Genomic DNA, 15,997 nt, shown 5'->3' with positions numbered 1-15,997 from the left:
TGAAATTCGAACCTGAACAGAAATGCTACTAATCTATACCCACAAAATAACCCCGAGATTTCGTTACACGATGCAGCAGGTCTTCACTCGCATTTTAGGAATCGAGATCAGTTTTACCACGAAGGTCGAGGATTTTATAAAGCATACTGGTCCAAAGATTACTTATACCAAGCAACCCTTGCAAAATGAATTCTTTGTACGCTGTAACGACTTGTTATTCGAGCAAGGCATCAACGATTTTCAAATTGAAATGAGTACTTGGGACGATATTCCCTGCTTTTTTCGGGCAGGGGAGGGCAGTGCCATTCCTTTCGATATTTTTTCGGCAAGCTTTTATTTATTGAGCAGGTATGAGGAATACCTACCACATGTAAAAGACCAACATGGCCGTTTTTCGCCCAGGGATAGTTTGGCCTACCGGCATAGTTTTTTAAAAATACCCGTGGTAGACCTATGGGCCCTAAAATTCTTGGAAAAGCTACAAGAGCGTTTTCCGGATATGGATTTTACCAAAAGGAGGTATCGATATAATTCTGTTTTGGATGTTACTACTTCGCATGCGTTTGCACATCGCGGTTTTTTGCGCGGATTCTCGGGATTCATCGTTGACTTTTGTACACTTAAGTTCGCAAGAGTGGCACAGCGTACAAGAACTTGGTTCGATCGCAAAAAAGATCCTTTCGATAATTTCTCGGAGCTTATTCGTTTGCATAAGGAATACCAGATCGATAGTACGTTCTTTTTTCAGTTTGCAGACTATTCTACTTATGACAAGAACGTTTCTACCAATAGCAACAAATTTCGTTTTTTGATCAAGTCGATCGCGGATTACAGTAAAATAGCCTTGGCAGCTTCTTACAGCTCTTTTGAGAATATCGACCTATTGCGCAAAGAAAAGAAGCGACTGTCCAATGTCATCAACAGGCCGGTCACTGGCTCAAGAATGCGATACAATCGGGTAGATGTCCCTGAAACCTACCGGCGTTTGGTCGAAGCGGAATTTGCCGACGATTATACAATGGGTTATACACATGAAACCGGTTTTAGGGCGGGAACATGTACACCCTTTTACTTCTACGATATCAATCTTGAAATCCGACAGCCTATTCGGGTACATCCGTTCGCAGTGCACGATTACGCTTTTATCAACCTTACAAATAGGACCGAGATTTTGGATAAAATCGACGGGCTTTATGAGCAGGTAAAGAAGGTTGATGGCAACTTCATTACTATATTTTCAAATGAATTATTAGGGGGTTCCTCTAGCGTAAACTGGTTAGACCTCTACAAAACCGTTTTAGATAAACATCATGTTTAAGAACTTCATAACCGACATATTTTTTGATTTGGATCATACCCTGTGGGATTTCGAGAAGAACTCGGCGCTCACCTTTGAAAAAATTCTCATGGAAAGTGATATTGGGGTAGATCTCAATGATTTTTTAAAAGTATACGTTCCGGCGAATTATGCCTTTTGGAAACTGTATCGGGAAGAAAAAATATCAAAAACAGAACTCAGATACCAAAGACTGAAATCGGTCTTCGATACCCTGGGGCATTCTATTTCGGATGATATGATCGATCATTTGGCCGATGAATATATAGCCCACCTATCTTCTTACGAACATCTCTTTCCGGGTACTATAGAGTTGTTGGATTATTTGGAACCGAACTATAGGCTCCATATTATCACCAATGGCTTTCAGGAAATTCAGGATAAAAAGCTAAAAAATTCGAAAATCGAGGGGTATTTTGAGGTAGTGGTCAATTCCGAGTTGGCCGGAGTTAAAAAACCCAATCCGATTATTTTTGAACTTTCCATAGAAATGGCGGGAACACAACCGAATCGGTCATTAATGATCGGGGATAGCCTCGAGGCCGATATTCAAGGTGCTCTTAACACCGGAATGCACGCGCTTCACTTTAATTCCGATAAGGGTCCGACCCATGATTTTTGCGATATGATTCATGAGTTGAGTGAAATAAAAACCTATTTGTAGAGTTATATTATTAAGTGTTAAATACGCCTTAACGTTGCCAATGATGGAGTCTATCAAAAAATTGATCATCCTCTGCTGTGTTTTTCTGGGAATGCTGATTTCCTGCACGCAACAAACCTTGAATTTTGACCAAGTTGATGACCTCATTGCAGAACCCGTGATGGAGGCTAGTATACTTTATGTTGAGGCACCTGAACGTATTATCAATCAAGCGACCGAAACGAATTTTTTCTCGCAGGATTTTAACTTCGATGCCTTTAGTTCAGACTTTTTTGCCGAGCGGGTCATCGAAGGTACGGTCACCTATGAAGTTGAGAATGCGACCAGTAAAGCACTGGAGGTAACGATAGATTTCTTAAGCGAATCAGGGGACATTCTGGATACTGAATTCTTCGAAATCGGTCCTGCTCCTCCAGCCAGGGTTCTACAAAGGGAAATACCGTACGGAGGCCAAGGGCGAAGCATCGATATCCTTATAAACACCTCAAGTATTCGCGTAAGTGCTGAAAATCTTGGGGGTACGGCCACTACCAGCCCGTTTCCCAACGCCAATATCACGTTGAAATCCAAGGGTAAATTCAAACTTAGCGTATTATGAAAGGACATCGCTTTCTTCTGTACGCTCTATTGGGGCTAGGCCTCGGTTTGCAAGGTCAGAACAAAGAACTTCTCTATGATTTTAATGAGATTCCCCAGTCGCTGATGGTGAATCCAGGTGTACAGTCCGATTTTCAATGGTATGTTGGTGTCCCGACCCTTTCGCAAATATCGTTTCAGGCAGGTTCAAGTGGTCTTGCCGTTACCGATCTTTTTGAGGATGACGGAATCGATTTCAATGATAAGGTCAGGGAAAGAGCAATCTTCGGGATGACACCGAACGATGAGTTGAGCGGTAACTTTCAAGTGGAATTACTGCACGTCGGTTTTCGGGGAAAGGATCCGGACAAATTTTATTCTATGGGCATCTATACAGAGGGTGATGCCATCGGCTATTGGTTTAGGGATTACGCCATTTTGGGATTCGAAGGCAATGCTGATCGCTTAGGTCAGGAATTCGACCTGAGTCATTTGAAAACCAGGGGCGAACTTTTGAATGTCTTTCATTTTGGTATCAATCAAAAAATAGATAGAAATTTGACCATAGGGGCAAGAGGTAAAATTTACTCCAGCATTTTTGATTTCAGTTCTACTAAAAACAAGGGCTTCTTTGTTACGGAGGAGGGTCAGAACAATTTATTGGCAAGTACGCTGGATGCCGATTTGGAGTTGCGAACCTCTGGGATTGATGCTCTTAGAACGGCGGAAGACGATGGTGTCATAGGTAGTACCGTTCTTAAAAGAGGGCTTTTTGGCGGGAATTTAGGGCTTGGCGTCGATGTGGGTTTTACCTATAGCTTAAGTGAGCAAACGGTGCTTACCGGTAGCCTCCTGGATTTGGGATTCATTTACCATAGCAATGATATCAAAAGCTATTCCTTACGAGGAAGCGCCACCGTTGAGGGAATAGAGGTCATCCTGCCGGACGCTCTCGCTGACCCGGATCAAGATTTTTGGCAAAATCTTGTCGATGACATCGAAACCTTTATTCCTTTTGAGGAAAACACAAATAACTATGTCACTTTTAGGCCCACAAAACTATATGCGTCCATACGCCACGATTTCGGTGAGCAGATTCCCTCACGGGTAAACTGTGAATGCGGTCCGAACGTGGCAGGTAACAGTTTCAGGTCTAAATATGCAAATAGTTATGGGGGTCAATTATATACGGTATTTAGGCCTAGGGGACCACAAGTCGCACTTTCGGCTTTTTATCTAAGGAGGTTTGGTAACGTCTTGGCAGCCAAAGCTACCTACACCGTTGATAAATTCTCCTTTACCAACGTGGGCTTGGGATTGAACTTACAGGCAGGTCCGGTGAATCTCTACCTATTGGCTGATAACCTGCTCGGTTATGGCAATATCGCAGCTACCAATTACGCATCTTTTCAGTTCGGATTAAATATCATATCTTGGGGCAAGAACTAATTGAATAATCGGGCTTGTATTACTTTTCTTAAATTCTTGGCACGCTTTTTTCATTGTTCTATCGGTACTAACTAAATAGAACTCCGAATGCGTATTTTCTTATCATTTATACTGACGGCCTTTTTTGCGTTGAATGCGCAAGGGCAGTTGAACGATTACAAATATATAGTCGTACCTAAGCGGTTTGACGGCTTTAAGAAGGAGAATCAGTATCAGACCAGTACATTGGTAAAGCACTTGTTCGCCAATAACGGTTTTAATACCGTGTATGAGGATGCGCTTCCTAATGATTTGAATGCGAATCGCTGCTTGGGTCTTAGGGTGCGCTTAGATGAGAAATCTTCAATGTTCACGACCAAGACCAAACTCGTTTTGGAAGACTGTAACAATCAAGATATTTTTATAAGCCAAGAGGGTAGGAGTAGAGAAAAGGATTTTAAACTTTCATATAACGAGGCCATCACAGAGGCCTTCAATTCTATTGCGGCCTTGGATTATGTCTATGTGGAGAAATCGAATGACGATACGGTCACCCTCGGTTTTAAGAACGATGTCAAAAATCTAAAAGGCGAACCTGGTCCCGAAAAGAGCGATAACCAAGCAGATAGAAGTCAATCCGTGCAACAAGTAGCTACCGAAGACGAGCAAAGTTTTAAAAGCATGGAACCCGTAGCATCGAACTATGAAAAAGGAGCGCGGCAAAATCCTGAGAAAGGTCAACAAATAGCTACTCCCGAAGTTCAAAGTTATGAAGATAATACTCCTGTAGTCTCTCAGATGCAAAAAGCACCGAATACCACTGGCGTAGCCGATGAAATGAGCTTATCGAGTGCATTGTACGCACAAGAACTTGAAAATGGATATCAATTAGTAGACAGCACCCCAAAAATCGTAATGACCTTGACCAAGACCTCCTTAAGCGATATTTACGCCGCTAAAAGTAATACGCAAAGCGGTATTGTTTTCAGAAGAGACGGAAAATGGCTTTTCGAATATGTTGCCGGAGGCGAAACGGTTCAAAAGGAATTGAATATCAAGTTCTAAAAAATATTTTTGGAATTTTTTTTACCAGATTAATTCTCAAATTACCGAGCACCGAGCACCGAGCACCGAGCACCGAGCACCGAGCACCGAGCACCGAGCACCACGCTCAAGACTCGTATTTACCTTTCCATCGATTTTGTAAAAACTCTTTAATAGCTTTTTCCCGTGGATTCTGTCCCGGACTGTAAAAGGTAGTACCGCTAATTTCTTCGGGCAAAAATTCGGCATCCACAAAATTATTGGCGTAATCGTGGGCATATTTGTATTCTTCACCGTAACCCAAGTCTTTCATTAATTTGGTAGGTGCATTGCGCAAGGGTAGGGGAACCGACAGGTCTCCCGTTTCCTTAACCTGTTTTTGTGCATTCTTAATGGCCACATAACTGGTATTGCTTTTAGGGGAAGTGGCGAGGTATACGGCACATTGGCTAAGGATGATCCGTGCTTCGGGATATCCTATCGTGGTAACCGCTTGAAAGGTGGTGTTCGCAATGACCAAGGCGGTCGGATTGGCCAGACCGATGTCTTCAGAAGCCGAAATCAACATTCTACGGGCGATAAATTTGACGTCTTCACCACCCTCGATCATACGTGCAAGCCAATAAACGGCGGCATTTGGGTCACTCCCCCGAATCGATTTGATAAAGGCCGAAATAATGTCATAATGTTGCTCCCCTGTTTTGTCATAGCGCACCGTATTTTTTTGCACCTTACCCAAGACCATTTTATCGGTAATGGTTACGGAATCTTTTTCTTCCGAATTGATGACCAATTCAAAAATATTCAACAATTTCCTGGCATCGCCGCCGCTTAGTTTCAATAAGGCTTCGGTCTCCTTTAATTTTATTTTTTTGGTTTTGAGGACGCTATCTTCCCGCATCGCCCGTTTTAAGAGCAATTCCAGATCTTCTTTTCCAAAGGCATTCAATACGTACACCTGACAGCGGGATAATAACGCAGGAATCACCTCAAAGCTGGGGTTTTCAGTAGTTGCGCCGATAAGGGTAACCCAACCTTTTTCTACCGCAGCCAATAGTGAATCCTGCTGCGATTTGCTAAAGCGGTGTATCTCATCTATAAAAAGTATGGGATTTTTGGCAGTAAAGAGCCCCCCGCTTTTTTTGGCCTTTTCAATGATCTCCCTTACATCCTTAACCCCGCTATTGATGGCACTCAATGCATAGAACGGCCGTTCGCTTACGACCGCGATAATATTGGCCAAAGTGGTCTTACCAGTACCAGGTGGTCCCCATAAAATCAGGGAGGGAATAATCCCCCTTTTGATTTGGTTGGTCAAAGAACCACTTTCCCCCACCAAATGATGCTGACTAATGTAGTCCTCGAGGGTTTTTGGACGGATGCGTTCGGCAAGGGGTTCATTCATGTCATAAAAGTAATCATTTATCTTAATGACAATTTATCAGGTTTTGCATTTTTGGTCAATATATTGAAGTATTACGGTTAACTTTAGATGTATGTCGGACCATCATTATTTTAAGTTTACAAATGCCGTTCTAATTGCCCCGCTGGTGGCGGTTTTAAGCATATGGACGGTCTATTGGCTCGAGCTGAGGATGGGCGTTAATTTTAATGAATATGGCGTGTACCCTCAAAGTAGCTCTGGATTAAGAGGGGTTTTATTGAGTCCGTTTATTCATGGTTCTTTGGAACATCTCTATAACAATACCCTTCCTTTAGCCATTCTCACGGCCGCACTTTTTTATTTCTATCGAAAGAATGCGATGACGATACTAGTGCTTGGTGTGTTGTTCTCCGGCTTGATAACTTGGGCCATTGGCAGACCTTCGTACCATATCGGTGCTAGCGGACTGATTTATGTTTTGGCCAGTTTTATTTTTTTCAAGGGAATATTTACGAAATATTATAGACTGATTGCACTCTCATTGATTGTTGTTTTTGTATATGGAAGTATGCTGTGGTATATTTTTCCGGTGAAGGATGGCATTTCCTGGGAAGGGCATTTGGGCGGATTTATCACAGGACTTGGCCTTGCATTACTCGTCAAAACGAAGCTGCCCGCAGCTAAGAAATATGCCTGGGAGTACGATGATTACAATGAGGAAGAAGACGAATTTCTGCAACATTTCGACGAAAACGGAAATTTTATAGAAAAACTACCGGAAGAAACAACCGCCCAAGAAACGTTAAAAGTTACTTATCATTTTAAAAAAGAAGATACGAACAAGTCCGATTCGTAACTAAGAATGTCGTTGTCTAACCACTTCATAAAGAAAAACCGCACAAGCCACTGAAACGTTCAATGACTCAATCTCCCCCAACAAAGGTAATTTGGCAAGATGATCGGAAGCTTTAAGAATAGAAGGGGAAATGCCCCTATCCTCGGCACCCATTACAATGGCACACGGTATGGTAAAATCGAGGTCGTAAATGGTGTTTTTGGTTTTTTCGGTCGCGGCGATTACCGTCACTCCACTGGCCTGCAGATAGTATACCGCATCTTTAACATGATCTACCTTGGCAATGCGCACCTTAAAGGCGGCGCCTGCCGAAGTTTTAATGGTATCCGCGGTCACTGGGGCCGCACCTTTTTTCTGGATAATGATACCATTGACCCCGGTACATTCGGCGGTACGAATAATGGCGCCAAAGTTACGCACGTCCGAGAGTTGATCTAGTATTAGAAACAACGGTGTTTCGTTGGTCTCCATTACCGATTCGACAAGCTGTTCCAATTCATGGAAGGAAATCGGTGAGATATTCGCGACCGCACCTTGGTGATTGTTTTTGGTAAGTCTGTTCAATTTCTCGATCGGTACATAAGAGCTATTGATTCCCTTCCTGCGTACGAGACTTTCAAGTTCTCTCGATAAGTCGCCTTTAAGTCCCTTTTGCAAAAAAACCTTATCGATGGGCTCTTCATGGTTTATCGCCTCTATAATGGCGCGTATGCCATAGATTTGGGTGGTTTTGTTCATAGGGTAAAGGTAACTAAAAAACCATCCCGACATTAGTTGGGATGGTTTCAAAGTAATGGCCTTTATACCGGGTCAATCCTTATTTTGATTTCACCGTATAGTTTTCCTGGTCCAGGGTATTTGCAAATTCAAATAAAGCCACCAAATCATTTTCCTTTTTTAGGTTCAGACCTTTTTTCTTAATTAGATTGGCCAATTGCATTTTGTCATTTTCCTTAAATAATTTTAAAAGTTGCGATTTTTTCGTGGGTAGGTAACTTACCACTGCGGTACTCTGATTTTTAAGGTAGTAACTAGAAGAATTGGTAAACCGATTTGGAATGGCATTCACCATCGAGTTCTCTGCTTTTTTACCTTCTACAAAGTTGCATTCCATTCTCTGGAAGAGTTTGTAATTGTCGCCCGATGTTTTAGAAATTAAATAATCACTACGCTTCTTTCCTTTCTCATCGATAAAGGAGACATATTGAATCTCTTTGTCCTTAAAGACCGCTTTTATGTTTTCATCTTTAAGAAGTGCCTTGAACTGCTCTTCTGCGAGCAATGTTTTCTTGACTTCCAATTCTTTGCTGTAAATATTGTATCGTGTATAAAAAGAACCCAAAAGCTCATCGTTCTTGTAAATATCACTTTTCTCAAAAGAACTTACTAGATAGGGCGACCCCTTGGTTTGGCCAACCGTGCTTGACGATGATTTTGAAGCATTTACATCGGCATACATTAAATTATGCATTGATGCTCCGGAATGTGTGAAAAGTGCGTCAATATCGCCGCATGTGGTCACTTTAGCAAGCACATCCCCGCTACTCTGTGTAACTTGTGCAATAAGGGACGTTGAACCGATAAAAAGAAAAGATAGAAGAAGAACATTAGCTTTCATAACAATGATTTTTTGATTAAATTACTTTGTAACTTACTGAAAATAAGACTAAAAATCAATTTTTAAAGGGTAATAATAGAAATTATTGTTGTATTCTTTGAATAGCACCCTATTATTTTTCGATAAAATCAAAAAGACGCAGCATCTCGGATTCTACTGTATCATCCGGTTTATTGTTTTTGATGTAATTTTGAATTTCAGTCTGTCTTTCTGAAGGGAATAGTTTCGCTGTTCTTTTTTTGTGTATTGGAAGTTCACGGATGGTTTCAGAACCATTTTCCTTAAAATAGTATTCAGTATAATTCGTAAAGCGACTGGGTGTTGCACTGACCATAGAGTTCGCAGCAGGTTTTGGCTCGGTGAATTTGATGCGCAATCTTTTGTAAAAGGTATACTTTTCTCCTTGCAAAAGAAGTATGAGATATCCCTCGTTCATATTCCCCTTTTCGTCTATATACTTCGAAAAGTGCAACTCTGCATCGCTCGCGACTATCTTTACTTCAGGGTTTTTGACCAAGGCCAGTTGTTCTTCTTCGCCTAGAAGAGCACTTTTGATTTCAACTTCGTTATTGTACGCATTCAAACGGTAATGGATATCCCCAAGTTCTTCGTCACCATATAAAATTTTTCCGGGAACAAAAGAATCGTTTTCATAGGCAGAGCCAACTTCCGCTCCTATATAATGACTTACTCTACCGTCATCATCCCTAACCATTTGCATCAGCATATCCATCATCGGAGTCCGTTGTTGGGAAAAGTTCGCAAGAGGGCTAGTTTCGATTCCTCCGAGACGTTCCGCTTGAAGGGCAGCTTGAACTTCAGGATTCCCGGTATTTAGAACTTGAGCGGACAAATAACTGCAAAGGGCTAAGAGTAAAGCCAAAATAGTCGTTTTCAACGTCATGCAAATTCATTTACTTTCCTACAATATAACGAATAATGCTGGAAGCTTAAATGGCAAATTTTTGAAAAACGCACGTCAAATCACGAGACGCCAGTGTGCGTGATTATTCTAAGTTATCAAGGAAATGAAAGAGTTGTAAAACGTCATTTTCGATCGAGTCATCAGGATTGTGTTTTTTAAAATATGCCTTGATTTTGGGCGCTTGTTCCTGGGAAAACAACTTTCCTAGTTTTTTCTTATGAATGGGCATCTCCACGATTGAGCTTGCATCTTTTCTTTCCAAGTAGTATTCCGTATAATCGGTAAAGCGGCTAGGGGTCGAATTCACCATTGAATTCTCTGCGGCCTTCGGTGGCGTAAATTTTTTACGTATACGTCTGTATAGTGTAAAATGCTCGCCTTTTTTCAATAAGGTGAGGTAGCCCTCGATACGCGTTCCATTCTCGTCGGTAAAAGGCAGATAATAAATTTCACGGTCCGGAGCTACTATGCGTACCTCGGCATTTTTAATCAAAGCCAATTGCTTTTCCTCATCTTCTCCAAGCGATTTTTTGATTTCTATCTCGTTGTTATAGGCATTTAGCCGATAATAGACCTCGCCGAGCTCATCATCACCGTAAAACACTTTTCCGGGAGCAAATGTTTCGTCTTCGTATGCAGACCCGATTTCGGCACCGACATAAGTTCTTACGAGTCCATCGTCATCTTTGACCAAGGCATGAAGAATATCCATCATCGGCGTTCTTTTTGAGAAAAAATTGGCCAGAGGGCTTCCCTCTACTTGGGCACTCCCCAAAGCACTCTGTACTTCGGGATTACTCGTATTGAGTACTTGAGCAATGCCGGAATAAGAAAACAGGAATAAAAAAAGATGTAGTGCAAATATTCTCATAGCTTATTATTTATTTGTTGAGTACCTCTTTGGACCTGGAAAGTGTATTTAAAAAGTCAAATAGGGTAATCAAGTCCTCTTCTTTGTCAAGATCAATCGAATTTTCTTTGATAAAGTTTTTTGCAATCTCTTTATGCTCTTTTTTCAATTGATTTATTAGCCTTCCTTTTCTAGGGGAGAGCTGGTCTATTCGATCTATGCCTTCTTGTTTATAGTAGAACTCATCGAAATGGGCGTATCTGCTTGGTACGTCGTTCACCATTGAATTGGCCGCCGCTTTACCTTCTACGTATTTAATAGACAACTTATGAAATAATTTGTAATTATTGCCATCACTTATTAATGATAGATATCCATTCTTTGTTTCGTTCTTTTTATTGATATAAGTTGTAAATCGCAACTCTTTGGCACCATACTTCACACTTATTTTTTTATCGGCTTTCAAGGTAAGGGTCGAATCGTCCTTTAAAGTTCTTCTCACCTCAAGTTCACTATATAAAGCATTATATCTCACAAAAAGATCGCCCACAGGCTCATTATCATAGAATACTTTACTTTTAATAAATTTTTTATTAAGATATGGCGAACCAACAGTGTTAGTAATTTTTCTTGGAGGGCTTTTTCGGATGATATCCCCAAACCTTACCGTAAAGTAAGGATCAGTTTTTTTAGTACCTGCAAAGGAGCTTGTATCTTCATTTGGCTTGTTTGAATCTTGCGCTTGTATACTAGATAGGCCAAAAGTGATAAAAAATATTATATAAATCCTTAAGTTTTTTTTCATAGTCTTATGCTAAGTTTCAAATATAATTAAGCGTTAAGAGTAAAAATTAAAGCCCCAAGATTAGAATTTCCTCGGCGTTTTTATCATAGGGATAAGCGCGCCAAAAGAAACCATCTCCTTCAAATTTCCAGACGACTTCTCCGGAAGATGTGACCTCCCAGATACCGAAATCCCCTTCGGTAATCAAAGTATTACCATTTGATAATCTAGTGGCTCCAGAGACTTTAGGGGAATAGAGGTCGGAATCAGCAAAACTCCATAATACTTCCGGCTCATTATCCAAATCGCTGTTTAGGGAGAACTCATCCGGAAGTCGTAATTCGTACACGGTAGACTGCTCTAGCTCGGCTCCGTTGGAAAACACCAACATTTTACTATAATCATCGGGGGAAAACAGATTTGGATGATGATTGTTATGAAACAAACGTTTTCCTTGATTATTTCCATAGGCCTTCGGATTACCGAATCTATAAATCAAATCTCCCCCTTTTCCATAATTTCCGCCTGTATGGCCCGCTGCTTCCGCACTGGAAGTACTATGGTCGATTACCCAGATTTCACTATAAAAGTTAGCACTGAAATAGATAATGTCTTTCTCAGGGTCATAGGTAATACCATTTCCATGGGAAATATCGCCATCTTCACGCTGATTGTAATTCAAGTCTACCAATTGAGGGTTGCTGTTAACAGAGCCGTAATTTAATTTCGTTTCATCACCGTCTTGGATCGTGTGATCCCATAAATGCCATTCCCAGACAATTTCTTTGGTAGCCCTTTCAATCTCGATAAGGCCATCAGGGAAAAGTTCTACTTCTAAATCATAACCTTTTGCACTCACCTCTTCCAAGGACTTGCGTTCCCAAATCATCGCTAAAACGTTTCCATTTGGTAATGTTAAGGCGTCATGATGTAAGACGTGGTTCTCCGAAGAATATTCGAATTGCCATATGATGTTACCATTTTTATCAAGGGAATGTATTTTCCCTCCATACCCGCCAAGCCGCAGTTCAGGGGAGGTGTTATCAGATTCAAGCATGGCCAGTAAGGTTCCATCAGATTCTAGAAAGCAATCATTTCCTAAATCGCCGTTGGCACCAAGGTTCCATTGGTGAAGGGTAGTGGCTTTCTTGTCCATGAGATAAACGAAGTTATTCTTTGCATCATTTACAAGTATGTAGTCGTTGGAGGTCAACGACTCATTGAAAAAGGTTGCTTTTCCGATTGTATCAGGTGTTGGATTCGGATTGGGCATAACGGAATCTATGGGTGCATCTGTGCCTAAATCATCGCCAACATCAGGAATTTCTTCAGTACTATCCAACTCTTCATTGGAACAAGAAGTTAAACTTAGCCCGATGATGAAAAAGAAGAAAACAATGTTAATATACTTTTTGATTCGCATATCCAAATATTTCACTTACTGAAAATTATATCAATAAGAAAAGGCCGCAAGAGTAGCGGCCTTTTCAATTCATAAATTACTTATAAGCAATTAGCACTACTCACAAACTTTCAATTCAACTTCGCGCGCTACTGGCGGTGCAGCATTGTCTCTCTCGAAGGGCCCGCCTACGGCAGCTTTTTTACCGTTGGGGTCAATAATTTCATACACATGCTCATCCTCCCAAAGTCCGTTGGTATAGGTCACCAAAAGTGATGTTGCACCTTCAGGTACAGTAAATGTACCCTCTGATTCCTCACCGGTCTCTATGGTGAAGACCTGTGGGTCACCACCATCGATGGTAACTTCGATAAAGGCACCGTCCCAGCCGTCGCCATACAAGTCGGTCAATTTAACGGTATATTCTCCTGGGAAGGGCGCATCTCCGTTAAGAAGTATACATTCAGAAGTTGCGATAGTATAGAAATACTCCGTATCCTTCTCGTCGGTAGTAACGATTCGACCGTCTTCGGTAATAATTTCATATCGGAATTGGAAATCATCCCCAACAGATAAGTCTTCCAGTTCCAACTCATCACCAAAAATCATATCCAATGAATAATCTAGACTTAAGATTCGTGCTCCTTCTTCCAAATCTAAATCAGCAATGTTATAGGTTTCAAATAGTGCTTCTTCTTCTGAAAGGTCGGTACCGTCTTCTCCAATTGTCAAGTCACGGAATGTCCTGTAGATATTGAGCGTTTCGATTAAACTGCCTTCACTCTCATCATCAATACTGATATCAACCTGATAGTTTTCGTTGATCGCACCGTCGGAAAGGTCGATTTCATCCGAGGTAGTAACCTCATAGTCAAAAGCTATACCGTCGTCAACGAGCAGTGAATAAGAGAAGGGAGAACTGAAAAAAGAACCTCCAGTAACCGTGACCGCAGCATCGTTTGCATTAAAGGAACGGCCGTCGGTAAAAAATAGCGTAAAATCAAGCTGGATACGGTCTCCAGGCAATACCTCTGTCAGAGGAACACCAAGCGTTTCAAGAGCTTCTGCCATAGTGAAGGAGAAATCAGCCACGGGAAGACCACGATCACCTATGGTAAATTCAGATGCTGGTATCGTTCCGAAGGCAATAGGATCTACCGTATCATCGCCAGTAGCGCCTTCCTTGTTGTTATCAACAAAGGAAATCGTAAAATCGACACGGTCGATCAATTCTCCATTGTCTTCGTCTTGCTCCTCGAGAGTAACCGAAAATTCGGTCTCATCCCGAAAGATATCAAAGTCTTCCTCACCGCTAATAGCTCTTTCTCTAAGAACTGCACCCGAGGTTTTGCCGTCAAGAACTTGCTGTACGACTTTATCGTCGCTTTCACAGGCAGTAAGAAGTACAAGACCAATGAGAGCACTTATATATATATTTTTTGTTTTCATCATCTTAGTTTTATTTTTTTAGTTAGCCGGTGGGAAAGCAGGTGATGCTGGATTGGTATCCCAAAATACCTGTTCAGTAACACCAGCTTTTTGCGTCACGTTCTGATTATTGTTTGCCGCATTTGCGGGGTAGAATAAAGAGCGGATAAATGCCCCTGGGTTAGGTTCAACGTTGGGTTGAATGTCGTTAGGATACCCGGTCCTTCTATAGAAGTTGTACGAATCATGCCCATTTCCTTTCAATGCAATAAAGAACTGCTCTGCCAGGATATTCCATTGATCATCCGTGGAGGCATCAACATCATTGAATTCTGCCCCTACGTTGGTTAGGTAAGCTTGATTATCGGCTGGGGTTGGGGCCAATGAACCATCAGCACTACTATCCACACTTCCGAAGGATTGTACCTTTGCAATCGATTTTTCAATACCATCAAGAACAAGCTCAAGTGCATCCGAAGTACTGCTAGACATGGCAACTTCTGCTCTCCAAAAATCTACGGTAGATGCCAACAACATGGGTGTAATTCCCGCACCGCCACCACCGGAACCGAGTGCAATCTCTCCGAAGCTATCATCATCGAACTGACCGGCCTGTGGATATACACCTGGTGCTACCCTAAGAAAACCATCCGGTGGAGTACCTTCGTCGTTTCCGTGGTCTCTACCCCAGTATCCGTTTGGTAAGGAACAATATTCGTATCCTCCCGCAACATAATGGGCTGGCGGATCGGTCAAGGAGCAAGCTAGGGTCTCCTCATTGGGTGCCACCCCTGGTGCACCTGGTACCGTAGCTGACTGGCGATAGAAATAATACCTGATGCGAGGGTCGTCCGAAGTATCCATCAAATCCATCAACCAAATGGAAGCGTAATCCCCTTGGGCGCCCTGGGCCGTATACGTTTGCGCGTAGTTGGGGTGACGTGTATCAGGCTGAACCAAATTCGATCCCCATTGAAATTGAAAGTCTTCATCAGTACTAGAGATAAAATCATCTTCATCGTCTACAATTTCATCAAAGGCATCAATGTTCCCAGTATTCAGGTATAATCTGAGCTTGAGCGTATTAATAGCCCTTATCCAAGCGTCAGCATCACCATTGTAAAAGAAGTCGTTTTGGGGAAGTGCCGACGGAGTAGCATTGAAATTTTCTGTAGCTTGATCTAAAAGTGCCAATGCTGCAGCATAGATGTCCGCTCCGGAATCTACTGCCGGATTTAAAATCTCGGGAGCTTGAATGGCTTCCGAATAAGGCACGTCACCAAAGAAATCAACCAAAAGCGTAATCGTGTAAGCTTCCATTACTTGGCCCATCCCAATATGATAGAATAACTCGGCTTCTTCTGCCAAAACGTTCATATCGCGAATGTTCTTGATAACTTCTTGATAGGATTGTTCCCATTCATTATCCACACTAGCGGGAGAATAGACATTTTGATAATTACGTCCAAACATATTTTCGATACGGGTGAGTTCCGCTCCATTTTCACCGAGCGACTCTACCGTACGTGCAAACGTTTCTTGCACAGTGTTCAAATAGAAATCCGGATTGGCTTGGCTTGGAGTAAGCGCATTGGGATCACTCGCTAAATCCAGCTCTGTAGTCTCACAGGAATTAAAAACAATCCCAGTAGCGAAGACAATAGCTATAAATTTTATTATTTTTTTCATGATCAATTTTATT

General features: G+C 41.7%; 15 protein-coding genes. 6 read left to right on the top strand and 9 right to left on the bottom strand.

The annotated features are described in order from the left end of the window. Nucleotides 1-22 precede the first annotated feature (22 nt). The 5 genes from FGM00_RS13565 to FGM00_RS13545 all read left to right on the top strand — a co-directional run bounded on the left by FGM00_RS13565 (nt 23) and on the right by FGM00_RS13545 (nt 5,069). On the top strand, nt 23-1,318 hold the full coding sequence (locus tag FGM00_RS13565; RefSeq protein ID WP_138853431.1) for a polysaccharide deacetylase family protein: 1,296 nt from the start codon (nt 23-25) through the stop codon (nt 1,316-1,318). Beyond that, nucleotides 1,311-2,000 carry a YjjG family noncanonical pyrimidine nucleotidase gene (locus FGM00_RS13560; protein WP_138853430.1) on the top strand — a complete coding sequence of 230 codons (690 nt, stop codon included), beginning with the start codon at nt 1,311-1,313 and terminating at the stop codon, nt 1,998-2,000. The genes FGM00_RS13565 and FGM00_RS13560 overlap by 8 nt, the downstream gene beginning before the upstream one ends. Before the next feature lie 40 nt (nt 2,001-2,040). Then, nucleotides 2,041-2,598, top strand: coding sequence for a hypothetical protein (locus tag FGM00_RS13555; protein ID WP_236262782.1), 558 nt, complete (start codon nt 2,041-2,043; stop codon nt 2,596-2,598). Next, nucleotides 2,595-4,025, top strand: coding sequence for a DUF5723 family protein (locus FGM00_RS13550; protein ID WP_138853429.1), 1,431 nt, complete (start codon nt 2,595-2,597; stop codon nt 4,023-4,025). The genes FGM00_RS13555 and FGM00_RS13550 overlap by 4 nt, the downstream gene beginning before the upstream one ends. 87 nt (nt 4,026-4,112) lie before the next feature. Beyond that, complete coding sequence (locus FGM00_RS13545; protein ID WP_138853428.1) at nt 4,113-5,069, top strand: hypothetical protein; 957 nt, start codon at nt 4,113-4,115, stop codon at nt 5,067-5,069. Between the two features lie 106 nt (nt 5,070-5,175). On the opposite strand, the gene FGM00_RS13535 is transcribed toward FGM00_RS13545, so the two are convergent. After that, entirely contained in the window at nt 5,176-6,453 is a 1,278-nt protein-coding gene (locus tag FGM00_RS13535; RefSeq protein ID WP_138853426.1) for a replication-associated recombination protein A, read from the bottom strand. Nucleotides 6,454-6,544: 91 nt separating this feature from the next. Here FGM00_RS13535 and FGM00_RS13530 point away from each other — a divergent pair, with 91 nt between their 5' ends. Further along, nucleotides 6,545-7,288: a rhomboid family intramembrane serine protease gene (locus FGM00_RS13530; protein WP_138853425.1), complete on the top strand. Its 744-nt coding sequence runs from the start codon at nt 6,545-6,547 to the stop codon at nt 7,286-7,288. Here FGM00_RS13530 and rlmB read toward each other — a convergent pair whose 3' ends face one another. The 8 genes from rlmB to FGM00_RS13490 all read right to left on the bottom strand — a co-directional run bounded on the left by rlmB (nt 7,289) and on the right by FGM00_RS13490 (nt 15,984). After that, a complete protein-coding gene (gene rlmB / locus FGM00_RS13525; RefSeq protein WP_138853424.1) occupies nt 7,289-8,026 on the bottom strand; it encodes a 23S rRNA (guanosine(2251)-2'-O)-methyltransferase RlmB in 738 nt (245 codons plus the stop codon). A 79-nt stretch (nt 8,027-8,105) separates the two neighbouring features. Continuing rightward, a complete protein-coding gene (locus FGM00_RS13520; RefSeq protein ID WP_138853423.1) occupies nt 8,106-8,906 on the bottom strand; it encodes a hypothetical protein in 801 nt (266 codons plus the stop codon). A gap of 112 nt (nt 8,907-9,018) precedes the next feature. Continuing rightward, the gene (locus FGM00_RS13515) at nt 9,019-9,810 is read right to left on the bottom strand and encodes a hypothetical protein (RefSeq protein WP_138853422.1); all 792 of its coding nucleotides are present in this window, start codon (nt 9,808-9,810) and stop codon (nt 9,019-9,021) included. 103 nt (nt 9,811-9,913) lie between these two features. Then, the gene (locus tag FGM00_RS13510; RefSeq protein WP_138853421.1) at nt 9,914-10,702 is read right to left on the bottom strand and encodes a hypothetical protein; all 789 of its coding nucleotides are present in this window, start codon (nt 10,700-10,702) and stop codon (nt 9,914-9,916) included. A gap of 10 nt (nt 10,703-10,712) precedes the next feature. After that, complete coding sequence (locus tag FGM00_RS13505) at nt 10,713-11,486, bottom strand: hypothetical protein (protein WP_138853420.1); 774 nt, start codon at nt 11,484-11,486, stop codon at nt 10,713-10,715. 46 nt (nt 11,487-11,532) lie between these two features. Further along, complete coding sequence (locus FGM00_RS13500) at nt 11,533-12,888, bottom strand: aryl-sulfate sulfotransferase (protein ID WP_138853419.1); 1,356 nt, start codon at nt 12,886-12,888, stop codon at nt 11,533-11,535. Nucleotides 12,889-12,984: 96 nt separating this feature from the next. Further along, nucleotides 12,985-14,319 (bottom strand): hypothetical protein, encoded by a 1,335-nt coding sequence (locus FGM00_RS13495; RefSeq protein ID WP_138853418.1) that lies wholly within the window; start codon nt 14,317-14,319, stop codon nt 12,985-12,987. Nucleotides 14,320-14,334: 15 nt separating this feature from the next. Continuing rightward, the gene (locus FGM00_RS13490; protein WP_138853417.1) at nt 14,335-15,984 is read right to left on the bottom strand and encodes a SusD/RagB family nutrient-binding outer membrane lipoprotein; all 1,650 of its coding nucleotides are present in this window, start codon (nt 15,982-15,984) and stop codon (nt 14,335-14,337) included. Between the last annotated feature and the right edge of the window lie 13 nt (nt 15,985-15,997).

The organism is Aggregatimonas sangjinii (genome assembly GCF_005943945.1).
Lineage (GTDB): Bacteria > Bacteroidota > Bacteroidia > Flavobacteriales > Flavobacteriaceae > Pelagihabitans > Pelagihabitans sangjinii.
Note: the sequence above shows the minus strand (reverse complement) of the source record. Positions and strands in the feature narration are given on the sequence as shown.